This is a genomic window from Streptomyces sp. NPDC042364, assembly GCF_056437585.1.
The window spans coordinates 231,740-255,895 of sequence record NZ_JBWKAJ010000001.1 but is presented as its reverse complement, the minus strand read 5'-3'; the positions used below and the strand labels follow the sequence as shown (position 1 = coordinate 255,895).

Annotated in this window: 20 protein-coding genes; 12 read left to right on the top strand and 8 right to left on the bottom strand. The window is 72.6% G+C overall.

Annotated features, from left to right (window positions below; genetic code table 11):
* Nucleotides 1-35: 35 nt before the first annotated feature.
* The 4 genes from AC067N_RS01060 to AC067N_RS01045 form a co-directional block, all read right to left on the bottom strand.
* Nucleotides 36-725 (bottom strand): response regulator, encoded by a 690-nt coding sequence (locus AC067N_RS01060; protein WP_478676757.1) that lies wholly within the window; start codon nt 723-725, stop codon nt 36-38.
* A gap of 23 nt (nt 726-748) precedes the next feature.
* The gene (locus tag AC067N_RS01055; RefSeq protein ID WP_478676756.1) at nt 749-1,993 is read right to left on the bottom strand and encodes a sensor histidine kinase; all 1,245 of its coding nucleotides are present in this window, start codon (nt 1,991-1,993) and stop codon (nt 749-751) included.
* 219 nt (nt 1,994-2,212) lie between these two features.
* Nucleotides 2,213-2,491: a PspA-associated protein PspAA gene (pspAA, locus tag AC067N_RS01050; RefSeq protein WP_478676755.1), complete on the bottom strand. Its 279-nt coding sequence runs from the start codon at nt 2,489-2,491 to the stop codon at nt 2,213-2,215.
* A gap of 36 nt (nt 2,492-2,527) precedes the next feature.
* Nucleotides 2,528-3,298 (bottom strand): PspA/IM30 family protein, encoded by a 771-nt coding sequence (locus tag AC067N_RS01045; RefSeq protein WP_478676754.1) that lies wholly within the window; start codon nt 3,296-3,298, stop codon nt 2,528-2,530.
* Nucleotides 3,299-3,643: 345 nt separating this feature from the next.
* On the opposite strand from AC067N_RS01045, the gene AC067N_RS01040 reads away from it, so the two are divergent.
* Both AC067N_RS01040 and AC067N_RS01035 read left to right on the top strand, forming a co-directional pair.
* Nucleotides 3,644-4,273 carry a DUF3043 domain-containing protein gene (locus AC067N_RS01040; RefSeq protein WP_478676753.1) on the top strand — a complete coding sequence of 210 codons (630 nt, stop codon included), beginning with the start codon at nt 3,644-3,646 and terminating at the stop codon, nt 4,271-4,273.
* Complete coding sequence (locus AC067N_RS01035; RefSeq protein ID WP_478677169.1) at nt 4,270-5,067, top strand: class I SAM-dependent methyltransferase; 798 nt, start codon at nt 4,270-4,272, stop codon at nt 5,065-5,067. Before AC067N_RS01040 ends, AC067N_RS01035 begins: the two co-directional genes overlap by 4 nt.
* Before the next feature lie 330 nt (nt 5,068-5,397).
* Here AC067N_RS01035 and AC067N_RS01030 read toward each other — a convergent pair whose 3' ends face one another.
* On the bottom strand, nt 5,398-5,610 hold the full coding sequence (locus tag AC067N_RS01030) for a hypothetical protein (protein WP_468075402.1): 213 nt from the start codon (nt 5,608-5,610) through the stop codon (nt 5,398-5,400).
* A gap of 124 nt (nt 5,611-5,734) precedes the next feature.
* Between AC067N_RS01030 and AC067N_RS01025 the strand changes: the two genes are divergently transcribed.
* Nucleotides 5,735-6,940 (top strand): bifunctional adenosylcobinamide kinase/adenosylcobinamide-phosphate guanylyltransferase, encoded by a 1,206-nt coding sequence (locus AC067N_RS01025; protein WP_478676752.1) that lies wholly within the window; start codon nt 5,735-5,737, stop codon nt 6,938-6,940.
* Here the strand turns inward: AC067N_RS01025 and AC067N_RS01020 are convergent.
* A complete protein-coding gene (locus AC067N_RS01020; RefSeq protein WP_478676751.1) occupies nt 6,929-7,822 on the bottom strand; it encodes a class I SAM-dependent methyltransferase in 894 nt (297 codons plus the stop codon). The genes AC067N_RS01025 and AC067N_RS01020 overlap by 12 nt on opposite strands.
* A 199-nt stretch (nt 7,823-8,021) precedes the next feature.
* Between AC067N_RS01020 and cobT the strand changes: the two genes are divergently transcribed.
* The 3 genes from cobT to AC067N_RS01005 all read left to right on the top strand — a co-directional run bounded on the left by cobT (nt 8,022) and on the right by AC067N_RS01005 (nt 11,950).
* Entirely contained in the window at nt 8,022-9,143 is a 1,122-nt protein-coding gene (gene cobT, locus AC067N_RS01015; RefSeq protein WP_478676750.1) for a nicotinate-nucleotide--dimethylbenzimidazole phosphoribosyltransferase, read from the top strand.
* Between the two features lie 206 nt (nt 9,144-9,349).
* A complete protein-coding gene (locus tag AC067N_RS01010) occupies nt 9,350-11,116 on the top strand; it encodes a phosphatidylglycerol lysyltransferase domain-containing protein (RefSeq protein WP_478676749.1) in 1,767 nt (588 codons plus the stop codon).
* A gap of 117 nt (nt 11,117-11,233) precedes the next feature.
* Nucleotides 11,234-11,950 (top strand): hypothetical protein, encoded by a 717-nt coding sequence (locus AC067N_RS01005; RefSeq protein ID WP_478676748.1) that lies wholly within the window; start codon nt 11,234-11,236, stop codon nt 11,948-11,950.
* On the opposite strand, the gene AC067N_RS01000 is transcribed toward AC067N_RS01005, so the two are convergent.
* Complete coding sequence (locus tag AC067N_RS01000; protein ID WP_478676747.1) at nt 11,875-12,657, bottom strand: hypothetical protein; 783 nt, start codon at nt 12,655-12,657, stop codon at nt 11,875-11,877. The genes AC067N_RS01005 and AC067N_RS01000 overlap by 76 nt on opposite strands.
* 136 nt (nt 12,658-12,793) lie before the next feature.
* On the opposite strand from AC067N_RS01000, the gene AC067N_RS00995 reads away from it, so the two are divergent.
* Nucleotides 12,794-13,591, top strand: a complete 798-nt coding sequence (locus AC067N_RS00995; RefSeq protein WP_478676746.1) for an adenosylcobinamide-GDP ribazoletransferase — start codon at nt 12,794-12,796, stop codon at nt 13,589-13,591.
* 25 nt (nt 13,592-13,616) lie between these two features.
* Here AC067N_RS00995 and AC067N_RS00990 read toward each other — a convergent pair whose 3' ends face one another.
* Nucleotides 13,617-14,426: an endo alpha-1,4 polygalactosaminidase gene (locus tag AC067N_RS00990; RefSeq protein WP_478676745.1), complete on the bottom strand. Its 810-nt coding sequence runs from the start codon at nt 14,424-14,426 to the stop codon at nt 13,617-13,619.
* Between the two features lie 403 nt (nt 14,427-14,829).
* On the opposite strand from AC067N_RS00990, the gene AC067N_RS00985 reads away from it, so the two are divergent.
* The 5 genes from AC067N_RS00985 (at nt 14,830) to aceE (ending at nt 23,924) form a co-directional block, all read left to right on the top strand.
* Complete coding sequence (locus AC067N_RS00985; protein WP_478676744.1) at nt 14,830-16,368, top strand: leucyl aminopeptidase; 1,539 nt, start codon at nt 14,830-14,832, stop codon at nt 16,366-16,368.
* A 279-nt stretch (nt 16,369-16,647) separates the two neighbouring features.
* Nucleotides 16,648-18,036, top strand: coding sequence for a dihydrolipoyl dehydrogenase (gene lpdA / locus AC067N_RS00980; RefSeq protein WP_478676743.1), 1,389 nt, complete (start codon nt 16,648-16,650; stop codon nt 18,034-18,036).
* A gap of 61 nt (nt 18,037-18,097) precedes the next feature.
* Complete coding sequence (sucB, locus tag AC067N_RS00975) at nt 18,098-19,903, top strand: 2-oxoglutarate dehydrogenase, E2 component, dihydrolipoamide succinyltransferase (RefSeq protein ID WP_478676742.1); 1,806 nt, start codon at nt 18,098-18,100, stop codon at nt 19,901-19,903.
* Nucleotides 19,904-20,159: 256 nt separating this feature from the next.
* Complete coding sequence (locus tag AC067N_RS00970) at nt 20,160-20,801, top strand: GntR family transcriptional regulator (RefSeq protein WP_055717344.1); 642 nt, start codon at nt 20,160-20,162, stop codon at nt 20,799-20,801.
* Between the two features lie 420 nt (nt 20,802-21,221).
* Entirely contained in the window at nt 21,222-23,924 is a 2,703-nt protein-coding gene (gene aceE, locus AC067N_RS00965; RefSeq protein WP_478676741.1) for a pyruvate dehydrogenase (acetyl-transferring), homodimeric type, read from the top strand.
* Nucleotides 23,925-24,156: the final 232 nt, after the last annotated feature.

Here is a 24,156-nt window from a genome sequence, read left to right as displayed (position 1 = left end):
CGCGCATACTCCGGTCGCAGTACTGCGGCTGGAAGTCACTCCACCCTTGGGCGTACCAGGCCCGACTCGTAGGCGAAGACCACCAGCTGGGCCCGGTCGCGGGCGCCGAGCTTCGCCATGGCCCGGTTGACGTGGGTCTTCACGGTCAGCGGGCTCACTTCCAGGCGGTCGGCGATCTCGTCGTTGGAGAGTCCTGCGGCGACGTGCACGAGGACCTCGCGCTCGCGACCGGTCAGTGCGCCGAGCCGCTCGGAGCGGGCGGTGCCGGTCTCGTCGTCCCCCGCCGGGTCGTCCGACTGGGCGAGGAAGCGGGCGATCAGGCCCTTGGTCGCGGACGGCGACAGCAGCGCGTCGCCGCCGGCGGCGACCCGGATCGCGTTGAGCAACTCCTCCGGTTCGGCGCCCTTGCCGAGGAAGCCGGAGGCGCCGGCCCGCAGGGACTGCACCACGTAGTCGTCGACCTCGAAGGTGGTGAGGATGACGACCCTGACCTGGTCCAGCTCAGGATCGGCGCTGATCATCCGGGTGGCGGCGAGGCCGTCCGTGCCGGGCATCCGGATGTCCATCAGCACGACGTGGGCCCGCTCCTCCCTGGCCAGCCGCACCGCCTCCGCGCCGTCCGACGCCTCCCCCACGACCTCCATGTCCGGCTCCGAGTCCACGAGCACCCGGAAGGCGCTGCGCAGCAGGGCCTGGTCGTCGGCGAGCAGGACGCGGATGGTCATACGGGGTCCCCCCGGTGCGGTGGTCACGGTCGCACGGGCTCTTCCGCCCGTGCCGTGCGGTTGGTGAGCGGCAGGATCGCATGGACGCGGAAGCCGCCTCCGTAGCGGGGGCCGGTGGTGAGGGTGCCGCCGAGGGCGGTGACGCGTTCGCGCATGCCGAGGAGCCCGTGGCCGCCGCCGGCGCCGCCGGCGCCGCCGGCGTCCGGGGCGCCGGTGCTCCGGGCGCCGGTGTCGAGGACCGTGATCTCCACGTTCGGGCCCACGCGGACGACGCTGACCTCGGCCTTCGCCTCCGTCCCCGCGTGCTTCTGCACATTGGTGAGGGCTTCCTGGATGACGCGGTACGCGGCGAGGTCGACGGCGGCGGGCAGGGTGCTGCCCTCGTCTGCGCGGACCACGTCGACGGCGAGGCCCGCGCTGTGGAAGGTGCCGACGAGTTCGTCGAGCCGGGTCAGGCCGGGGGCGGGTTCGGTGGGGGCCTCGGGGTCGCCGGACTGGCGGAGCAGGCCCACCGTGGCGCGGAGTTCGTTGAGCGCGGAGCGGCTGGCCTCGCGGACGTGGGCGAGGGCCTCCTTGGCCTGGTCGGGCCGCTTGTCCATGACGTGCGCGGCGACTCCGGCCTGGACGTTGACCAGGGCGATGTGGTGGGCGACGACGTCGTGCAGGTCGCGGGCGATCCGCAGGCGTTCCTCGGCGACCCGGCGGCGGGCCTCCTCCTCGCGGGTGCGTTCGGCCCGTTCGGCGCGCTCCCTGATCGCCGCCACGAAGGCCCGGCGGCTGCGTACCGCGTCTCCGGCGGTGGCGGCCATGCCGGTCCAGGCGAAGATGCCGATGTTCTCCTGGTCGTACCAGGGGGCTGGGCCGACGAGCATGGCCGTGGCCGTCAGGACGGTCATCGTCAGGAGGCCGACACGCCAGGTGGTGGGGCGGTCGGTGGTGGAGGCGACGGTGTAGAGGGCGATGACGGCGGACATCGCGACGGGGGCGCGGGGGTCGCCGGTGACGAGTTCACCGAGGGCGAGGGCGGAGGTCGCGGCCAGGACGGGGAGGGGTGCGCGGCGGCGGGCGACGAGGGCCGCGGCGGTGAGCACCATGAGGGTGATGCCGGCGGCGTCGGGGGTGCGGGTCCCCCATTTGTCGGGGTGCTCGGCGTGGGGGTCTATGAAGGAGCCGGCGAGCATGCAGGTGAGGACGCCGAGTGCGAGGGCCGCGTCCAGCGCGAGGGGGTGCGCGGTCAGCCAGGTCCTGGTGCGCTGGAGGGTGCTCACGAGGGTTTACGGTACGGGGCGCTCGCGAGGCGCGGTACCCACAGGGTTCGCCCCCGCCGCCCCTACCCGTCCCCTCCGGCCGGGGTTGCCCCCCCCTTCGACCCCGCGTCGGCGCCTTACGGCTACCAGGGGGTGGGGGGTGCGGGTGGGTACGGCGGGCGCGGGTCCGTGGCAGCCTGTCGCGCGGTTCCCCGCGCCCCTGGGGCGGGGGCCCCGGCACTAGCCCGGGATCAGGCCGTTGTCGCTCAGCATCTCCCTGACTTCTTCCAGGGTGGCGTCGGGGGACGGGAGGATCAGTTCCGAGGGTTCGAGGGCGGCGTCCGGGAGGGGGGTGCCCAGTTCCCGGACCTTGGACAGGAGGGCGTGGAGGGTGCGGCGGAAGCCGGGGCCGTCGCCGCTCTCCATCTCCGCCAGTAGTTCGTCGTCCAGCTTGTTCAGCTCGGCGAAGTGGCTGTCGGCCAGCTCCACCTGCCCCTCCCCCATGATCCGTACGATCATGTCGCCCTCCTCAGGCACGGGACTCACACGGGATGACTACTGCTTGTCGAAGCGGGGGGTGTCCTGCTGCTGGGCGGAGCCCTGACCGCCCTCGATGGCCTGCTGCCCGGACGTGCCGCCCGCCAGCTCCGCCTTCATGCGCTGGAGTTCCAGCTCGACGTCCGTCCCGCCGGAGAGGCGGTCCAGCTCGGCCTGGATGTCGTCCTTGTGCATACCGGACGGGTCGTCGAGGGCACCGGAGGCGAGCAGTTCGTCGATGGCGCCGGCGCGGGCCTGGAGCTGCGCCGTCTTGTCCTCGGCGCGCTGGATGGCGAGGCCGACGTCGCCCATCTCCTCGGAGATGCCGGAGAAGGCCTCCCCGATCCGGGTCTGGGCCTGGGCGGCGGTGTAGGTGGCCTTGATCGTCTCCTTCTTCGTGCGGAAGGCGTCGACCTTGGCCTGGAGCCGCTGGGCGGCGAGGGTGAGCTTCTCCTCCTCGCCCTGGAGGGTGGAGTGCTGGGTCTCCAGGTCCGTCACCTGCTGCTGGAGCGCGGCGCGCCGGGAGAGCGCCTCGCGGGCCAGGTCCTCACGGCCCAGCGCGAGTGCCTTGCGGCCCTGGTCCTCCAGCTTCGAGGACTGGGACTGGAGCTGGTTGAGCTGGAGCTCCAGGCGCTTGCGGGACGTGGCCACGTCGGCCACACCGCGCCGCACCTTCTGGAGCAGCTCCAGCTGCTTCTGATACGAGTAATCGAGGGTCTCGCGCGGGTCCTCGGCCCGGTCAAGGGCCTTGTTCGCCTTCGCGCGGAAGATCATCCCCATACGCTTCATGACACCGCTCATGGGCTTCGCGCGCCCCCTTCTGACGGACTCCAGCTCACCGGTCTCTCGACAGAACCCACAGTACGGGCCCTACATCCATTACCGCACTGTTCGGGGACGGATGGGCTCCTCCCCAAGGACGACTGTGGGCGGCATCGATCCGGCGTAGGGAGTAGGTGTCCCCCCGGGTAAGTACGGGCGGCCCCTCGGAATACCTCAGCTCCCCCACGGACGAATCCTCACCGCACTCCCCCGTTTCCGTCTTCTCCGGTTCCCCGGTCCACTTTCGGTCCCGTTCTGTCCCCAGCACAGACGCAGGGTGTTGCCGGATCGTTCCCCACGGGGCTGGGGTCCATGCCCCGGCACCCCGTACCCTTGGGTTTTGTGTTTCGTAGCCGCGCCAAGAGCGAGAAGGAAGCGGTCGCCGAGAAGGCGTCGGTGACCGACTCCAAGCAGACCCGTGACCCGCAGGCCCCCAAGGGCCGGCCCACCCCCAAGCGGAGTGAGGCCCAGTCCCAGCGTCGCAGCGTCGCCAGTACGCCGACGACGCGCAAGGAGGCAGCCAAGCGTTCCCGCGACGAGCGGCGCGCCGCGCTGGAGAAGCAGCGCCAGGCGCTTGCCACCGGCGACGAGCGCTATCTGCCCGCGCGGGACAAGGGTCCGGTGCGCCGGTTCGCCCGTGACTACGTGGACTCGCGTTTCCACATCGCCGAGTTCTTCCTGCCGCTGGCCGTGATCATCCTCGTGCTGAGCATGGTGCGGGTGCCGGCGCTGCAGAACATCGCGCTGCTGCTGTGGCTGTTCGTGATCATTCTGATCGTGGTCGACTCGATCGGTCTCGGGATCCGGCTGAAGAAGCAGCTGAACACCCGCTACCCCGACGAGAACAAGAGGGGCGTCGTCGCCTACGCCCTGATGCGCACCCTCCAGATGCGTCGCCTGAGGTTGCCGAAGCCGCAGGTCAAGCGCGGAGAGCGGCCCTGAGCACGACGGCTTTCTCCGGGGACGCGGCCGAGGCCTGGCTCAACCGGCTGGGGACGCTGCGTGAGGTCGTACGACAGGAGCTGGTGGCCCGCCAGGTCGACGAGCAGATAGCCGCGCGCTTCCCCGTGGGGCAGCGGCTGCGCGTGCTCGACGTCGGGATGGGACAGGGCACGCAGGCGCTGCGGCTGGCGCGGGCCGGGCACCAGGTGACCGGGATCGAGCGTGAGCCGCGCCTGATCGCCGTGGCGCGACAGGCGCTGGCCGCGGAGCCCGAGGGCATCCGCGGCCGGATGCGCATCGTCGAGGGGGACGGCCGGGACACCGGTGTGCACTTCCTGCCGGGCGGGTTCGACGTGGTGCTCTGCCACGGCGTGCTGATGTACGTCGAGGAGCCGGACGCCCTGCTGGCGGGGCTGGCCCGGATGCTCGCCCCCGGGGGACTGCTGTCGCTGCTCGTGCGCAACGGTGACGCGCTCGCGATGCGGGCGGGGCTGGCCGGGGACTGGGCGGGGGCGCTCGCGGCGTTCGACACGACCGCGTACCGGAACCGGCTGGGGCTCGATGTGCGGGCGGACCGGCGGGACGCGCTGACGGACACGCTCGGCGGGATCGGGGCGCCGCTGCACGCGTGGTACGGGGTGCGGGTGTTCACGGATCTGGCGGCCGACGACGCGGTGGTGCCGGAGAGCCGGGAGGCCCTGGAGGGGTTGCTCGCGGCGGAGGAGCGGGCCGGGCGGACCGATCCGTATCGGCAGGTCGCGGCCCTGCTGCACCTGTGCGGGGTGCGGGGCTAAGAGCTCCGAACAAGAGTGGAGTCCGATCGGCTCGCGGCGTCTGGTGCGTGCGATCGCAAGGCGCCGGAAGCTCCTTGTAGCGGGGCTACCAGTGGCTTTCGGCGACGCGGCGAGCGTGCGTGCCAGGCGTCGCGAGCCGGGCTCCACTCTTGTTCGGAGCTCTAAGAGTCTCACCCCCGCCGCCCCTCCCGCCCCGTACGGAAGGGCTGCGCCCCTTCGACCCCCTTGGCGCCTGTCGCTCGGGGGTCCGTTTCCGGGCGGGTGCGGGATCGTCGGGTTGATCGCGCGGTCCCCGCGCCCCTGTCAAGGGGCGCGGGGGTTCCATGCCTGTCAGGCCTCCTGCGCGTGGAGGCTCATCGGGCCGTAGATCTCAGTCGTGTCCTCGAAGAGGCGGACCTGGTCCGCTCCGCCGTCGAGGAGGGCCTTCCACTGCTCGCCGATCCATGACTCGGCGTCCCCCTGGGTCGTGAACTCCTCGGGCTGGACCGCGGGCTGGACCTCCGTCCCGTCGGCCTTCTCGAACCGCCACGTCCATGCCGCCATGTGAGCCTCCGTAAGTACCGGCCCGGCACCGCTCACCGGCACCGAGCAAGATCCGGTTCACCCTGAGCCTAGTCGGACGCACAAGACCTGCGGGTGTTCCCCGGAACGCGGGAAAATCGGTGGTGTGGAACTGACTTTGCTCGGCACCGGCGCCCCCGCGGGGCTTCCCCGCCCCGACTGTCCGTGCGCGGCGTGCGCGACCGCGCTCGGTGATGCCGCGCGCGGGGCGACCGCGCTGCTCGTGGACGGCACGCTGCTGCTCGACCTCACTCCCGGCGCCGCCCTCGCGGCCGCGCGCGCCGGGCGCTCATTGACCGGCGTACGGCAGGTGCTGCTGACGCACCCGCACGCCGGGCCCGCCGTGGAGGTGCCGGCGGGGCTGCCGCAGCCGGCCCGGGTGCCGGACGGACAGGAGCTGGCGCTGCTCACCGGGCACCGGGTGCGGGCGCTGGCGCTGGACTCGCCGGGCACGGGGTACGCGGTGACCGGGCCGGGCGGGCAGCGGCTGCTGTATCTGCCGCCGGGGGGTGCGCCCGCCGGTTTGGAGGAGGGGTCGGCGGAGCCGTACGACATGGTGCTCGTCGACGTCCTGGGGCGGCCGGACGCCTTGGCGCGGCTTCGGGCGGCGGGCGCCGTGGGGCCGACGACCGATGTCGTCGCCGTGCACCTGGACCATGACGTGCCGCCGGGCGCCGAGTTGCCGCGCCGGCTCGCGGCGGCGGGCGCGCGCGCCGTGCCGGACGGGACGACGCTGGCGGTGGGCGCCTACGAGGACGTGCCCGACGTACCGCGCCGCACGCTCGTGCTGGGCGGCGCGCGGTCCGGGAAGTCGGTGGAGGCGGAGCGGCGGCTGGAGGCGTTCCCGGACGTGCTGTACGTGGCGACGGGCGGGACGCGGAACGGGGACGGCGAGTGGGCGGCGCGGGTCACCGCGCACCGCGAGCGGCGGCCCGGTTCCTGGCGCACCGTCGAGACCTGCGACCTCGTCCCCCTGCTCAAGGAGGAGGACGGACCGCCGCTGCTGATCGACTGTCTGTCGCTGTGGCTGACGGACGCCATGGACGAGGTGGGGGCGTGGGACGACGCGGAGTGGGCGGGCGGCGGGGAGCGCGCGCTCAGGGCGCGCGTGACCGAGCTGGCTCAGGCCGTGCGGCAGACCCGCCGGACCGTCGTCGCCGTCTCCAACGAGGTCGGGTCGGGGATCGTGCCGGCCACCGCCTCCGGGCGCCGGTACCGGGACGAACTCGGGCGGCTGAACACGGCGTTCGCGGCGGAGTGCGAGCACGTGCTGCTGGTCGTGGCGGGCCAGGCGCTGCCGCTACGGGGCTGAGGGCGCGGGCGGCGGGGTCACGGGGGCGGGTGGAAGCTCCGTGCGGCGCGCGATGATCCGGTGTGCGCGGGGCGGGAAGGGGGCGCAGGAGCGGGTGGCGACCACTTCGTAGCCCAGCGACCGCAGTTCGGCGAGGAGGTTGCGCAGGGGCATGAGGTGGAGCGGGCGGGGCCGGTCGTACGCCTTGCCCGGCCATCGGAGAGGGAAGGCCGGCGTGCCGAACGGGCGCGCCGGGTCCGGCACCTCGACGAGGAGGTGGCCGCCGGGGCGCAGGACCGTGCGGGCGGCGCGGAGTTCGGCGCGGGGGTCGGCGGTGTGCTCCAGGTGGTGGAACATGCTGACCACGTCGTAGCGGGCGCGCAGCCGGGCGGTGATCTCCGGGTCGGTGAGGAGCCCCTGGTACGCCTCCTCGATCCGTCCGGCCGCCCGTGCGCGTTCGACGCGCGGGGTCGGGTCCATGCCGTCGAACGCGGTGTACGGATGCACCTCGCGTGCGACCTCCGGGAAGTAGCCGTGCCCGGTGCCGATGTCGAGCCAGCTCTCCGGCTCGGGGTACGGCAGCATCGCGCGGGCGGCGGTGCGGTGGTGCCGGCGGCGCAGCAGGCCGGCGAGGACGGAGCGGATGTGTCCCTGGGTGGGATGCCGGTGGTGGCGCAGGAGCAACTCGTCCGCGGTGGGCCGGGGGTTCTGGAAGGCATGGGAGCAGTCCCGGCACTCGTCCACCGCGAACGTGCCCGGGGTGCGCCGTGCATCCTCGGGCGCCCGCACGCGCGTCCGCAGGCTCCGTGAGCCGCACCAGGGGCAGTCGTCCCTGCGCGGTTCGTGGAAGGGGTGGGTGCCCGGGACGAGTTGGCCGGGGTCCGGCCGTGGGGTGGGGGGCATGGTCGCTCCTGAGGGCAGTGGAGGGTATGCGGATATGCGAATATTCGCCTCAAAAAGGTACGTAGGCGATCGTGCTCAGGGGCGCAATGACGTGCCCGTGGCGGGCGACGGGCCGGAGCGACGGGTGCGGTGCGGGTTTGTCGCCGAGGGTTCCGGTGTGGCGCGGTCGTGTTCGATCGCTGCCGGTACTGTTCGGCGAATGAGCTCGCTTAATCTCGACGACTTCACCGATCTGATCGAGCGCCCCGACGGCGGGGTGCGCCGCGACGCCGAGGCGCGGCGGGAGAGGCAGATCGTGCCGCCCGGGGCGCTGGGCCGGTTGGACGACCTCGGTGAGTGGCTGGCGGCGGCGCAGTCGGCGGTGCCGGTACGGCCGATCGGCCGGGCCCGTGTGGTGCTGTTCGCGGGCGACCACGGGATCGCCGAACTGGGCGTATCGGCGCGGGCCGCGGGCACCGCGGACCGGCTGGTGCGGGGCGTGCTCGACGGAAGCAGCCCCGTGGCGGTGCTGGCCCGGCGGCTCGACGTGCCGGTCCGGGTGGTCGACCTGGCGCTGGACTGCGAGCCCGGATCGCTGCCGGAGGAGGTCGTACGGCACCGGGTGCGGCGCGGCTCCGGGCGCATCGACGTCGAGGACGCGCTGACCCCGGAGGAGGCGGAGGCCGCCTTCCGGGCGGGGGTCGCCATCGCGGACGAGGAGGCCGACTCCGGGACGGATCTGGTCGTGCTCGGGGACATCAGCGTCGGCGGGACCACGGCCGCGGCCGTGCTCGTCGCCGCGCTGTGCGGGACCGACGCGTCGGTGGTGACCGGGCGGGGCGGCCGGGCGATCGACGATCTGGCGTGGATGCGCAAGTGCGCGGCCGTTCGGGACGCCCTGCGGCGGGCCCGGCCGGTGCTCGGGGACCAGTTGCAGCTGCTGGCGACGGTGGGCGGGGCCGATCTCGCGGCCATGACCGGGTTCCTGTTGCAGAGCGCGGTACGGAAGATGCCGGTGATCCTCGACGGGGTGGTGTCCGCCGCGTGCGCGCTGGTGGCCCAGCGGGTGGCCTTCCGGGCGCCGGACTGGTGGCTCGCCGGGCAGAGCAGCGGGGAGCCGGCGCAGGCCAAGGCGCTGGACCGGATGGCCATCGAGCCGCTGCTGGACCACGGGGTGAAGGTCGGGGAGGGCGCCGGGGCGCTGCTCGCGCTGCCGCTGGTGCAGGCCGCGGCGGCGCTGGCCGCGGAGCTGCCGGAGCGTGAGCCCGCGGAAGCGGAGAAGACGGCCGACGGCAGCGGCGCCGGGGAGAAGAACCTCGCCGAGGAGTACGACGCCACGTAGGCGTGACAGGTGCGCCACCGACGTCGGTACGGCCGGTTCCGCACCGGCGGGCCGCGCCGCCGGATGCGCCCACCCCCTCGGCGGAGCGACCACGGGCCGGGACGGCAGCCGCTCCGAGGGCCCGGCGCGGGCCGCGCCGGTGAGGGGTGGCGTCCCGGTGCGGTGCCGGAGTGGCTCGGCACGGCAGCGGCCATAAGATCCCGAATATGGCTGATGCCCCGGTTTCGACCGTCGTGCAGCCCGTGGGCGGCCCCGCCGCACGACGGGCCGCCCGGCTCGCGGTCTGGTATCTGCGCATCGTCGCGTTCGTCAACTTCCTCGGCGCCGTCTGGGTGTCGCTGGGGCAGGACGTGCGGCGGCACAACACGGATGGCCACTTCACGCCGTATCTGCTGACGGCGGGTTTCGCGACCGGCGTGTTCACGACGTTCCTGGCGATCACCATGCGGCGCCGGAAGCGGGCCGCGTGGATCCTGAACGCCGTACTGGGCACCCTGTTCCTGCTGCTGTTCGTCTTCGCGATGACCTTCCAGGAGATCAGGCGGCACCCGCAGAACTGGGTGTCGCTCACCCTGACCGCGGCGTTCGTCGCCTCCCTGGTGGTGGGGCGGCGGGAGTTCTACGCCAAGGGCGACCGGTCGAACCCCAGGCTCGCGGCGGCCGTCGCGCTCGGCGGCCTGCTGGGCTGCTCGCTGTTCGCGGCGATCCTCGTCACCGTCACCAACGAGGCGCCCGACGAGCACCTGTCGACGTTCTGGGACCGCTGGGCCTACGGCGCCCTGCGGCTGGTCTCGGTGGCCTCCGACGACTCCGCCTTCGCGGGGGTCACCGCCCCCACCTGGGTGGACGTCACCATCAACGTGCTCAGCACCCTGCTGGTCCTCGCCGTGTTCTACGCCGCCTTCCGCTCCCGCAGGGCCGTCGACCCGATCACCGAGGAGGACGAGCGCAGGCTGCGGACGCTGCTGGACCGGCACGGCGACCGGGACTCCCTCGGCTACTTCGCCCTGCGCCGGGAGAAGAGCGTCCTCTGGTCGCCGACGGGCAAGGCGGGCATCGCCTACCGGGTGCTGGGCGGTGTCTCACTGGCCTCCGGTGACCCGATCGGCGACCCGGAGGCCTGGTCCGGCGCCATCGGGCCGTGGCTCGTCGAGGCGCGGGTGCACGGATGGATCCCGGCGGTGATGGGGGCGGGGGAAGAGGCCGGGACCGTGTACGCCCGGCACGGGCTCGACGCGCTGGAACTCGGGGACGAGGCCGTCGTCGACACCGCCGGCTTCACCCTCGACGGGCGGGCCATGCGAAGCGTCCGGCAGGCGTTCAACCGGGTCAAGCGGGCGGGGTACACGGTGCGGATCCGGCGGCACGCGGACATCCCGGACGACGAGATGGCCCATCTCCTCCAACTGGCCGACGACTGGCGGGACGGGGCCACCGAGCGCGGGTTCAGCATGGCCCTCGGGCGGCTCGGCGACCCGGCGGACGGGCAGTGCGTGATGCTCGAGTGCGCGGACGCGCGGGGTGAGCCGAGGGCACTGCTCTCCTTCGTGCCGTGGGGGCCGCACGGGCTCTCGCTCGACCTCATGCGCCGGGACCGCGACGCCGGCAACGGGCTGGTGGAGTTCATGGTCATCGAGCTCCTCCAGCGGGCCGACGAGATCGGGATCACGCGGGTCTCACTCAACTTCGCGATGTTCCGCTCGGTCTTCGAACGTGGCGCGCGCCTCGGCGCGGGACCGGTCCTGCGGCTGTGGCGGTCGCTGCTCAGCTTCTTCTCGCGCTGGTGGCAGATCGAGTCGCTGTACCGGGCCAACGCCAAGTACCGGCCCGTCTGGGAGCCGCGGTTCCTGCTCTTCGAGAAGAGCGCGGACCTGCCGCGCATCGCCGTCGCCGCGGCCCGCGCCGAGGGCTTCCTGGAGGCGCCGGGACTGCCGAAGTGGCTGCACCGCAGCCACCTGGAGTCACACCGGTGACGACACAGGGCCACGGACGTCCGGCGACGGACGCACCGGTCCCCGCGTGCGGGAACCGGTGTACGAACGGACGCACAGGACATGGGGACGAGGACGCACAGAGATGAAGGCCGGCGGATGAGCGGGGTCGCCCGGGCGGCCCGCGCCGAGTGGGGGCCGCTGTACGACACCGTGCGCCCGGTCCTGGTACGCCGGCGGCTGCGGGCGGTCCCGCTGACCGTGACCGCCGTCTGTCTGGCGGCCGTCGCCCACCTCGTGCACCACCAGCCCTGGGGCTACCGGCTCATCGAGGACGCGGGCGCCGTACGGGCCGAGGACCCGCTGTGGCAGGCGCTGCTGCGCACCCCGCTCTCCCTGTTCGTACCGGCGCTGGACCTGCCCGTGTGGGGGGCGCTCGCCCAGATCCTGCTCGTGTTCGGGATCGCGGAGACCGGTCTCGGGAAGAGGCGGACGCTGGCCGTCGCGTATCTGGCGACGCTGGCCGGCACGCTGTACGCGCGCGCGGGCATCGCGCTCGGTCCGGACGTCCCCCTGCTGGGGCTGCCCGCCTCGGACGCCCAGGTCGTCGACACCGGGCCGTCGGCGGCCGTGGTGGGACTCGCCGTGTTCGTCGGGTGGGCATACCGGGCGTACGTCACGGCGGGCGCCGTCGTCGTGGCGATGGTCGTCGAGGTGCTGGTCAAGGAGAACCTCGCGGGCAAGGAGCACCTGGCGGCGATCGCGGCCGTGCTGGTGCTGTGCGGGCTCCTGGACTTGCGTCAGCGGCGTTCCGCCCGGTCGGCAGCACGCGCCGGCGCGGGGGTCACGTCCGGGGTGCCGCCGATCCAGTCCTGAAGACGTCGGCTCGGGCCCGACCAGCGGCGGTCGTGACGGTAGGAACGCAGCAGGGCCCTGGCGCGGGCGCGCGGGCGGCGCCGGTAGAAGCGGCGGGCCCAGGCGGAGGTGGGACGGGCCAGGCGGACGGCTCCGACGACGGCGATGAACGGGATGATCACCCCGAAGATCGCCGTCCGGGCCTTTCCCTTGCTGAGGGCGATCAGGGCGATGAGGAAGTTCGTGCCGATGGTGAGCACGGCGGCGCCCCGGTCCTGGAGTTCCTCCTCGCTGAGGTCGTTGACGCCGAAGGGCAGGAAGCCGCTGAGGACCAGGCCCACCAGGGCCGCCGTCAGCACCACCATCTCGACGCTCTTGCGGCCCTCCTCCGACCAGTACACGTCGTCGAGGTGCAGGATCAGCGCGAACTCGTCCAGCACCAGCCCGGCGCCCATGCCGAACAGCACGGCGGAGAACAGCGCGCCGAAGCCGTGCCCGTCGGAGGCCACCGCGCCGAAACCGCCGGCGACGGTGAGGAGGACACCGGGGACGACGTGGTGGATGTGGACGCCGCCGCTGCCGCTGATGTTGCGGAAGGGCCCCTTGCCGGCCCGGATGAGCCGGGTGATGAGCCGGGTGATCAGGAAGGTCAGGACGAACGCGGTGAGGGCGAGGAGCAGCGGCAGCTTGCCCGGCTCGATGATGTTGCGTTCCCACCATTCACCCATAGGGGCACTTTATTCGCATACATCCGCTATGCCTTGTGCAGAGCTGCCGTTCGGGCCTCCCCCGGTTCCCCGGCCGGCGATCGCGTCGCCCACGGTCGCCGTTCCGGCCGTTCCGGCCGCCGGGTAGCCTGCGCCGGTGTCCACGACCCCGGCGCCCGCGCCCACCCTCTTCGACGGCCTCCGTTTCGCCTTCGGCACCCTGACCGTGCTGCCGGTGCGGGTGACCAGGTGGGACCGCCAGGCCGCGCGGGCCGGGATGCTGTGCGCCCCCGCCGCCGGGCTGGTGGTCGGCCTCGCCTCCGCCGCGCTCGGCGGGCTGCTGCTGCTCCTGGGCGCGGGGCCGCTGCTCGCCGCCGTGGCCGGTGTCGCCGTACCCGCGGTGCTCACCCGCGGTCTGCATCTGGACGGGCTCGCGGACACCGCCGACGGGCTGGGCAGCGGCAAGCCCGCCGAGGACGCGCTGCGGATCATGAAGCAGTCGGACATCGGGCCGTTCGGTGTCATCGCCCTCGTGCTCGTCCTGCTGGCCCAGGTCGCCGCGCTCACCGAGGCGTACGGCGAGTCCTGGGCCCTGGGCACGGTCGCGGCCGTCGTCGCGGCGACCACCGCCCGGCTGGCCCTGACCCTGGCCGCCCGCACGGGCGTGCCGGCCGCCCGGCCGGAGGGGCTGGGGGCGGCGGTGGCGGAGGCGGTGCCGGTGCGGGGCGCGCTGCTGACGGCCGGCGCGGTGGGGTGCGCGGCGGCGGGCGCGGGCGCGCTCCTCGGAGCGTACGACCTCTGCCGTGCGGTGCTCGCGGTCGTCGTCGCCTGCGCCGCCGCCGAGTCGCTGCTGCGGCACTGCACCCGGCGGTTCGGCGGGGTGACCGGCGATGTGTTCGGGGGGCTCGCGGAGACGGCGGCGACCGCGGCGCTGGTCGTGTTCACCCTGGGGTGAGCCCGGGGCCGGCCCGGCCCGGCCGTCAGCAGGCCTTCCGCCACACCCCCAGGTCCCACTTCTTCAGCAGGGAGCTGAGACCCAGCCGCCGGGCCTCGGGACAGAAGTCGCCGGTCTTCAGCTCGTACTCGACGTGGAAGACGGGCTTGCCGGCGTCGATGAAGGGGGTGAGCGCGTCGCACTCCTCGTACTGGGCGCACTGCTCGTTGACCGCGAAGTCGAAGTCGTCGACGAGGGCGGGGATCTGGTCGAGGTCGTTCTTCAGACCCACCGCCATGCCCCGTTCGTGGGCGAGGCGGGCGACCAGACGGTTGTAGCGGAGCTGGTCGGCGGCCTTCAGGGGGAAGCCGGTCCTGTTGCGGTAGCCGTCCATGTTGTCCGGCTCGACGGCGTCGAAGCCCTTCTCCGCGCACATGTCGATACGGGCGGCCATGAGCGGTTCGAGGACGTCGACCCGGCGGATGTCGAGCCAGCGCTCCCCCTCCCAGCCGTTGCCCTTGCCCACGACCGACTCGGGGAACTCGTCGGCGTCCGGGCGCCAGTCCTCCCAGGCGCCGGTGGACAGGTAGCAGATGACCTTGCGGCCGTCGTCGTGGAGGCCCGCGACGGTGTCCGCGGAGTGCTCGAAGCCGTCGATGTCGTACACGGGGACGTCGACGGAGGTGTCCAGGCGCCCGCTGAGCTGCCACTGCCAGTCCGTGCCCGGCTTCGGCCGCCAGCGGTCGCCCCTCTCCCGGCCCGGGTCCGCGCCCGGCTTGTCGTCGGGGGCGGCGGTGCAGCCCCCGGCCAGCAGGAGCAGGGTCAGCAGGGCGCTGCGGGCGGGGGCGCGTCTCATCCAAGGGCTCCAGTGCGAGGGGGGCAAGGTACCCCAAGGATGATCGCCGACGGCGGACACCGCGCGGGGCCCGGCGGCGCCCCGGCCGAGGAGCTGATCACTCGGCGCGCGGGCGGGTTGTGATCATGACGCCACGGAGAGGTGAACACCCGTAGGAGTGACCGGAGCCGGCGCCGCGCGACAAGGGTTCCCCCTATGGCGAAGTCATGGGGATCTCCCTGCATGGGCCGAGCGGAAAGTCAGGGAGGCTGGTGACAGCGCACGCCGTCCGGGCGGCCGGTGCTCAACCGGCCCCCGCGGCCCCAGATCCGACGGGCCGAACAAGGGCCTAGGCTCGTGCCCGGCACGTCGACCCCATCCGTTCGGCCACCCAAAACTCAATCGGAAGCGAGATTTCACCACCGTGACTGCTCTCACTCTCAGCACCGCCGCCGCGTCCGGCCTCCGCGCCGACGCGATCGTGGTCGGTGTCGCGAAGGGCGCCAAGGGCCCGGTCGTTGCCCCGGGTGCCGAGACCGTGGACAAGGCGTACGACGGCAGGCTCGCCGGCCTCCTGGAGACCCTCGGCGCCTCGGGTGCCGAGGGCGAGGTGACGAAGCTGCCCGCGCCGTCCGGCTTCAAGGCGCCGCTCGTGGTGGCGGTGGGCCTGGGAGCGGAGCCCCAGAAGGACGGCTCGTTCGGCGCGGAGACGCTGCGCCGGGCGGCCGGCGCCGCGGCCCGCGCCCTGGCCGGCTCGAAGAAGGCGGCGTTCGCGCTGCCGCTCGCCGACACCGACGCCGTGGGCGCCGTCGCCGAGGGCGCGCTGCTCGGCGCGTACTCGTTCGACACCTACAAGGAGAACGGCCGCCAGGCCAAGGACGCCGCCGGGAAGAAGAACGGCAAGGCGCCGCTCGCCGAGGTGGCCCTGCTCGGCGCCAAGCCCCGCGACCGCGCCCACAAGGCCGCCGCCGAGCGCGCGATCGCGGTCTCCGAGGAGCTCAACCGCGCCCGCGACCTCATCAACACCCCGCCGAACGACCTCGACCCGGCGGCGTTCGCCGCGATCGCCCAGGCCGCGGCCAAGGAGCACGGCATCAAGGTGACCGTGCTCGACGAGAAGGCGCTCGCCAAGGGCGGCTACGGCGGCATCCTCGGCGTCGGCGCGGGCTCCGCGGCCACGCCCCGGCTGGTGCAGCTGTCGTACACCCACGCGAAGGCCGAGAAGCACCTGGCCTTCGTCGGCAAGGGCATCACCTACGACTCGGGCGGCATCTCCCTCAAGCCCGCCGGGCACAACGAGACGATGAAGTGCGACATGAGCGGTGCCGCCGCCGTGTTCGCCGCGGTCGTCGCCGCCGCGCGCCTCGGCCTGGAGGTCAACGTCACCGGCTGGCTGGCCCTCGCCGAGAACATGCCGTCCGGCACCGCCACCCGGCCGGGTGACGTGCTGCGCATGTACAGCGGCAAGACCGTGGAGGTGCTGAACACCGACGCCGAGGGCCGGCTGGTGCTGGCCGACGCGCTCGCCAAGGCGTCGGAGGACGCGCCGGACGCGATCGTCGACGTGGCGACGCTGACCGGGGCGATGATGCTGGCGCTGGGCAACCGGACGTTCGGGATCATGGCGAACGACGACGCGTTCCGCTCCGCGGTGCACGAGGCGGCCGAGGAGGTCGGCGAGGCGGCGTGGCCGATGCCGCTGCCGGACCACCTGCGCAAGGGGATGGACTCGCCGACCGCCGACATCGCGAACATGGGCGAGCGGTACGGCGGCGGCCTCGTCGCCGGTCTGTTCCTGAAGGAGTTCGTGGGCGAGGGCATCACCTGGGCGCACCTCGACATCGCGGGGCCGGCCTTCAACGAGGGCGGCCCGTTCGGGTACACGCCGAAGGGCGGCACGGGGTCCGCGGTGCGGACGCTGGTGCGGCTGGCCGAGCGGGCCGCCGCGGGTGACCTGGGCTGACGCCCGCCACCGACTCGACACCTGAGGGGCGCGGGCGACCGCGGGCCGGCCGTGGCCGGCCGCGCGGCCGCCCGCGCCCCTTCACGGTTCGGCGCCGTCACATGTGAGCGTGTGGTGTCTCACACCCCGGCCCGGCGTCTCGTTCCCTCCCGACAAGTGCGAAGATGGGGCTCGGCAGGACAGGGCCCCCACCACAGGGCCGAAGAAGAGCGGCCGGACACCAGCCGCCGCCCGGTCACTGGAGACCGGCGTACGGCGCACATGCATGGAGGACGTGACGTGGCGAACGACGCCAGCACCGTTTTCGACCTAGTGATCCTCGGCGGTGGCAGCGGTGGTTACGCCGCGGCCCTGCGCGGGGCGCAGCTGGGCCTGGACGTCGCCCTGATCGAGAAGGACAAGGTCGGCGGCACCTGCCTGCACCGGGGATGCATTCCCACCAAGGCCCTGCTGCACGCGGGCGAGATCGCCGACCAGGCCCGCGAGAGCGAGCAGTTCGGTGTTAAGGCCACCTTCGAGGGCATCGACGTACCGGCCGTCCACAAGTACAAGGACGGCGTCATCTCCGGTCTGTACAAGGGCCTTCAGGGGCTGATCGCCTCCCGCAAGGTCACGTACATCGAGGGTGAGGGCCGGCTGTCCTCCCCCACCTCCGTCGACGTCAACGGCCAGCGCGTCCAGGGCCGCCACGTCCTGCTGGCGACCGGCTCCGTGCCGAAGTCGCTGCCGGGCCTGGAGATCGACGGCAACCGCATCATCTCCTCGGACCACGCCCTCGTCCTGGACCGGGTGCCGAAGTCGGCGATCGTCCTCGGCGGCGGTGTCATCGGCGTCGAGTTCGCCTCCGCCTGGAAGTCCTTCGGCACGGACGTCACGGTCATCGAGGGCCTGAAGCACCTCGTCCCCGTCGAGGACGAGAACTCCTCCAAGCTTCTTGAGCGCGCGTTCCGCAAGCGCGGCATCAAGTTCAACCTGGGCACCTTCTTCTCGAAGGCCGAGTACACCCAGGACGGTGTCAAGGTCACCCTCGCCGACGGCAAGGAGTTCGAGGCCGAGATCCTGCTGGTCGCCGTCGGCCGCGGCCCGGTCTCGCAGGGCCTCGGCTACGAGGAGGCCGGGGTCGCCATGGACCGCGGCTACGTCCTCGTCGACGAGTACATGCGGACGAACGTCCCGACCATCTCCGCCGTCGGTGACCTGGTCCCGACGCTCCAGCTCGCCCACGTCGGCTTCGCCGAGGGCATCCTGGTGGCGGAGCGTCTGGCCGGTCTGAAGACCGTCCCGATCGACTACGACGGTGTCCCCCGTGTGACGTACTGCCACCCGGAGGTCGCCTCCGTGGGCATCACCGAGGCCAAGGCCAAGGAGATCTACGGCGCGGACAAGGTCGTCGCTCTGAAGTACAACCTCGCGGGCAACGGCAAGAGCAAGATCCTGCAGACCGCGGGCGAGATCAAGCTCGTCCAGGTCAAGGACGGTGCCGTGGTCGGCGTCCACATGGTCGGCGACCGCATGGGTGAGCAGGTCGGCGAGGCCCAGCTGATCTACAACTGGGAGGCCCTCCCCGCCGAGGTCGCCCAGCTCATCCACGCCCACCCGACGCAGAACGAGGCGCTCGGCGAGGCCCACCTGGCCCTCGCGGGCAAGCCGCTGCACTCGCACGACTGACCCCTCGGTCGACGAAGCGACGATCCAGACTTCCGCAATTCGTTAAGGAGCAACAGAAACCATGGCGGTTTCCGTAACCCTTCCGGCGCTCGGCGAGAGCGTCACCGAGGGCACCGTCACCCGCTGGCTGAAGGCCGAGGGTGAGCGTGTCGAGGCCGACGAGCCGCTGCTCGAGGTCTCGACCGACAAGGTCGACACCGAGATCCCCTCCCCCGCCGCCGGTGTCCTCGCGTCCATCAAGGTCGCCGAGGACGAGACGGTCGAGGTCGGCGCCGAGCTAGCCGTGATCGACGACGGCACGGGCGCGCCCGCCGCCGCCCCCGCCCCGGCCGCCGAGGAGGCTCCGGCCCCGGCGCCCGAGCCCGCCGCGGCCGCGCCCTCCACCGAGCAGGCCGCCCCCGCGCCCGCCCCGACCGCCGAGGCCGCAGCCGGCTCCGGCTCCGCCGAGGGCACCGACGTGGTCCTGCCCGCGCTCGGCGAGTCGGTCACCGAGGGCACCGTCACCCGCTGGCTCAAGGAGGTCGGCGACTCGGTCGAGGCCGACGAGCCGCTCCTCGAGGTCTCCACGGACAAGGTCGACACCGAGATCCCGGCGCCCACCTCCGGTGTGCTGCTGGAGATCGTGGTCGGCGAGGACGAGACCGCCGAGGTCGGCGCCAAGCTGGCCGTCATCGGCGCCCCCGGTGCCGCCCCGGCCGCCGCTCCGGCTCCGGCCGCCCCGGCCCCGGCGCCCGCCGCCGCTGCCCCGGCCCCGGCTGCTCCCGCGCCCGCCCCGGCCGCCCCCGCGGCTCCGGCCCCCGCGCCGGCCGCCCCCGCCGCCCCGGCCCCGGCGCCCGCCGCCGCTGCCCCGGCCGCTCCGGCCCCCGCGCCGGCCCCGGTCACCCCGGCTCCGGCCGCTGCCGCCCCGGCCGCCGCCCAGGCGACCGACGAGGGTGCGTACGTGACCCCGCTGGTCCGCAAGCTCGCCGCGGAGAACGGTGTCGACCTGGCGTCCGTCAAGGGCACCGGTGTCGGCGGTCGTATCCGCAAGCAGGACGTCATCGCCGCCGCCGAGGCCGCGAAGGCCGCTGCCGCCGCCCCGGCCCCGGCCGCCGCGGCCCCCGCTGCCGCCGCGTCCAAGAAGGCCCCGGTCCTGGAGGTCTCCCCCCTCCGCGGCCAGACCATCAAGATGCCGCGCATCCGCAAGGTCATCGGCGACAACATGGTCAAGGCCCTGCACGAGCAGGCGCAGCTGTCCTCGGTCGTCGAGGTCGACGTGACACGGCTGATGAAGCTGCGCGCGAAGGCGAAGGACTCCTTCGCGGCCCGCGAGGGCGTGAAGCTCTCCCCGATGCCGTTCTTCGTCAAGGCCGCGGCCCAGGCGCTGAAGGCCCACCCGGTCATCAACGCCCGGATCAACGAGTCCGAGGGCACGATCACCTACTTCGACACCGAGAACGTCGGTATCGCGGTGGACTCCGAGAAGGGCCTGATGACCCCGGTCATCAAGAACGCGGGCGACCTGAACATCGCCGGCATCGCCAAGGCCACCGCCGACCTGGCGGGCAAGGTCCGGGCCAACAAGATCACTCCGGACGAGCTGTCCGGCGCGACCTTCACCATCTCCAACACCGGCTCGCGCGGCGCGCTCTTCGACACGATCATCGTGCCGCCGAACCAGGTCGCGATCCTCGGCATCGGCGCCACGGTCAAGCGCCCCGCCGTGATCGAGACGGAGGAGGGCACGGTCATCGGCGTCCGCGACATGACCTACCTGACCCTCTCCTACGACCACCGCCTGGTGGACGGCGCCGACGCGGCCCGTTACCTGACGGCGGTCAAGGCGATCCTGGAGGCGGGCGAGTTCGAGGTCGAGCTCGGCCTGTAGGGGTCCGCAACCGCAGTACGACGGTGCCCGTCCGGAGCTTCCGGGCGGGCACCGTCGTGTTCCAGGGGTGCCACGGGCGGGACCACTCCGCGGCTCGGCCGGTACGGGTCTTCACAGAAGGGGCCGCCATGGGAGCGTGTAAGTCTCGTCTCACCTGCGAGAAAGCGCCCCCGTGCGCTCCGCACGGGCGGCGTGGCGGCTTTATTGTCTATGGGTCAACGCCCTTGGGGCTCAGTCCCCCGCCGAAGGAGCCCGCATGACCACCGCGCCCGTCGTCCACTCGCTGCGCGAACAGATCCGCGAGCACATCGTGGAGGGGATCGTGAGCGGGCGCTGGAAGCCGGGTGAGCGGATCGTGGAGCGGCGGATCGCGACGGAGCTGGAGGTCAGCCAGACGCCGGTGCGGGAGGCGCTGCGCGAGCTGGAGTCGCTGCGGCTGATCGAGTCGGCACCGAACAAGGGCGTACGGGTGCGGAACCTGACCGCGGCCGACCTGGAGGAGAGTTACCCGGTCAGGGCCGGTCTGGAGGCCATCGCGGCGGAGCTGGCGGCCGAGAGGCTGGCGGAGGACTGCTCGGCCCTGGAGCCGCACGTCGCCGCGCTGTACGAGGCGGACCGCAACTCCGACGGCACGTCCCAGGTGCGGCACACGGTGGCGTTCCACCGCGAGCTGGTTCGGGCGGCGGGCAACTCGGTGCTGCTGCACACGTGGGAGGGCCTGGGTATCGAGGTCTTCACGGCGCTCAGCATCCGCTGGCTGGGCACGGTGCAGCAGTCGTACGCCGAGGAGCACGAGGAGTTGGTCGCCGCGTTCCGCCGCCGCGACCCGCGGATCGCGGACCTGGTCAAGGCCCACGTGCTGGGCTGCGCCCCGCACACGGACGACGAGCCGGCGTAGCGCCCAGGGGTCCGCGCCGTGCTTTTCGTCTGAAGGGCGGGCCGCAGGCCCAACCCTTCAGGGACGCGGGGAACTGCGCGAGAAACCCCCACCCACCCGCACCCGCGAACGAACCCGCACCCCCGATCTATTGGGCGCGCCCCCGCTCAAACGCCGCCCCACCTGGGAAAACCCCGGCCCACGACGGCACCCGGTGTCTCCGTCGAAGGCACCCCGTGCCGACTTTCTCGTGATCAAGAAGTTTTGCACCGCAACCCTTTGATCGATCATCGATCAGCGGGTTACAGTCGCCGACGGGCCACGCGACGAAGTCGCATATCGACACCGCACCGAGGCCCCAGCCCTGTCCTGCCAAAGACCAAGGGCACCCCCGAACCCTTACCGATGAGGGAACCCCCTTCGACTGAGGAAGGCGGCGCAATGACCGACCCCAACGCCATCCAGCCGAGCGCACTCGACCAGCTCCCCGACCGTGACCCGGAGGAGACCGCCGAATGGCAGGCCTCGCTGGACGCCGTCACCAAGGCGGCCGGTCCGCACCGTGCCGCGTACCTGATGCGTCGCACCCTGGAGCGCGCCGAGGGCAACGGCATCGCGCTGCCCAAGCTGCTCGAGACGGACTACGTCAACACCATCCCCACCGCCGCCGAGCCGGGCGTGCCCGGTGACGAGGAGATGGAGCGCCGCATCACCGCGTGGAACCGCTGGAACGCGGCCGCGATGGTGACCCGCGGCTCCAAGTACGGCGTCGGCGGCCACATCGCCACCTTCGCCTCCGCGGCCTGGCTCTACGAGACGGGCTTCAACCACTTCTTCAAGGGCAAGGAAGCCGACGGTTCCGGCGACCAGCTCTACATCCAGGGCCACGCCTCCCCCGGCATCTACGCCCGCGCCTTCCTCGACGGCCGGCTGAACGAGGCCCACCTCGACAACTTCCGCCGCGAGTCCGGCGGCAACGGCCTCCCGTCGTACCCGCACCCGCGGCGCCTGCCCTGGCTGTGGGAGTTCCCGACGGTGAGCATGGGCCTCGGCCCCCTCTCCGCCATCTACCAGGCGCGCTTCAACCGCTATCTCACCAACCGCGGCATCAAGGACGTCTCGGCCTCCCACGTCTGGGCGTTCCTCGGCGACGGCGAGATGGACGAGCCCGAGTCGACGGCGGCACTGGCGCTCGCCTCCCGCGAGGGCCTCGACAACCTGACCTTCGTGATCAACTGCAACCTGCAGCGTCTCGACGGCCCGGTCCGCGCCAACTTCAAGATCGTGCAGGAGCTGGAGGCCCAGTTCCGCGGCGCCGGCTGGAACGTCGTCAAGACCCTGTGGGGCACCGCCTGGGACGAGCTGTTCGCCCTCGACACCACCGGCGCGCTCGTACGCCGGCTGCGCGAGGTGCCGGACGCCCAGGTCCAGACGTACCAGACCCGCGACGCCGCCTACATCCGCCAGGACTTCTTCGGCAAGGACCCGGCGCTCGTCGAGATGGCGAAGCTGCTGAGCGACGACAAGATCCTGGAGTGCTTCCACCTCTCCCGCGGTGGTCACGAGGCGCGCAAGGTGTACGCCGCGTACAAGGCTGCCGTCGAGTTCAAGGGCGCGCCCACCGTGATCCTGGCCCAGACCGTCAAGGGCTTCACCCTCGGCGAGGGCTTCGCGTCGAAGAACGCCAACCACCAGATGAAGAAGCTCTCGGTGGACGAGTTCAAGGCGATGCGGGACCTGCTCGACCTGCCGATCAGGGACAGCGACTTCGTCGACGGCGTCGTGCCCTACGGCCACCCGGGCGCCGACTCCGCGGAGGTCCGCTACCTCCAGGAGCGCCGTGCCGCCCTCGGCGGCCCCGCCCCGGCCCGCCGTGTCCACCCGGTGGCGCCGCTGCCGGCCCCCGCCGAGAAGGCCTTCGCCTCCTTCGACAAGGGCTCCGGCTCCCAGAACGTGGCCACCACCATGGCCTTCGTCCGCCTGATCAAGGACCTGGTCCGCGACAAGGAGACGGGAAAGCGCTGGGTGCCGATCGTCCCGGACGAGGCCCGCACCTTCGGTATGGAGAGCCTCTTCCCGTCCCTCGGCATCTACTCGCCGAAGGGCCAGACGTACGAGCCGGTCGACCGTGACCAGCTGATGTACTACAAGGAGGCCAAGAACGGCCAGATCCTCAACGAGGGGATCACCGAGGCCGGTTCGATGGCCGACTTCATCGCCGCGTCCACCGCGTACGCCACGCACGGCGAAGCGATGATCCCGTTCTACATCTTCTACTCGATGTTCGGCTGGCAGCGCACGGCCGACCAGATGTGGCAGCTCGGCGACCAGCTCGGCCGCGGCTTCCTCGTCGGCGCGACAGCCGGCCGCACGACGCTGACGGGCGAGGGCCTCCAGCACGCGGACGGTCACTCGCCGGTCATCGCGGCCACCAACCCGGCCGCCCTCACCTACGACCCGGCGTTCGCCTACGAGGTCGCGACGATCGTGAAGGACGGTCTGCGCCGGATGTACGGCGAGGCCGCGCCCGGTGAGGACCCGAACGTCTTCTACTACCTGACCGTCTACAACGAGCCGCTCCCGCAGCCCGCGAAGCCGGCCGGTCTCGGTGTCGACGAGGGCATCGTCAAGGGCCTGTACCGCTTCAACACAGCGGAGTCCGCGGGCGTGACCGTCCCGGCGAACGCCCCGCGCATCCAGCTGCTGGGTTCCGGCACGGCGATCCACTGGGCCCTTCAGGCGCAGAAACTCCTCGCCGAGGAGTGGGGCGTGGCGGCCGACGTCTGGTCGGCGACGTCCTGGAGCGAGCTCCGCAGGGACGCCCTGGAGGCCGACGCGGCGCTGCTGCGCGGTGAGGAGCGCGTCCCGTACGTGCGCCAGGCGCTCCAGGGCGCCGAGGGTCCGGTCCTGGCCGTCTCCGACTACATGCGCCAGGTTCCCGACCAGATCGCCCAGTGGGTCGAGCAGGACTACTCGTCGCTCGGCGCCGACGGTTTCGGTCTCTCCGACACCCGCGAGGCGGCCCGCCGTCACTTCGGTGTCGACGCGCAGTCGATCGTCGTGGCCGCGCTCGCGCAGCTGGCGAAGCGTGGTGAGACGAAGGTGACGGCGGTGAAGGAGGCCCGCGAGAAGTACGGGCTGTGAGAGTGCCGGGCGCCTTCTGACTCGGGGGCGCCCGTCCGTCGGCGGGTGCGGGTGGTTCGTGGTTCGTGGTTCGTGGTTCCTCGCGCAGTTCCCGCGCCCCTGAAAAGCCACCGGGGCTGCGCCCCGTGCTTTTCATGGTGAAGGGCGGGCCGCAGGCCCGTTCCCTTCAGGGGCGCGGGGAACTGCGCGAACACCCCCCACCCACCCACCCGCACCCGCCCACGCACCCCCA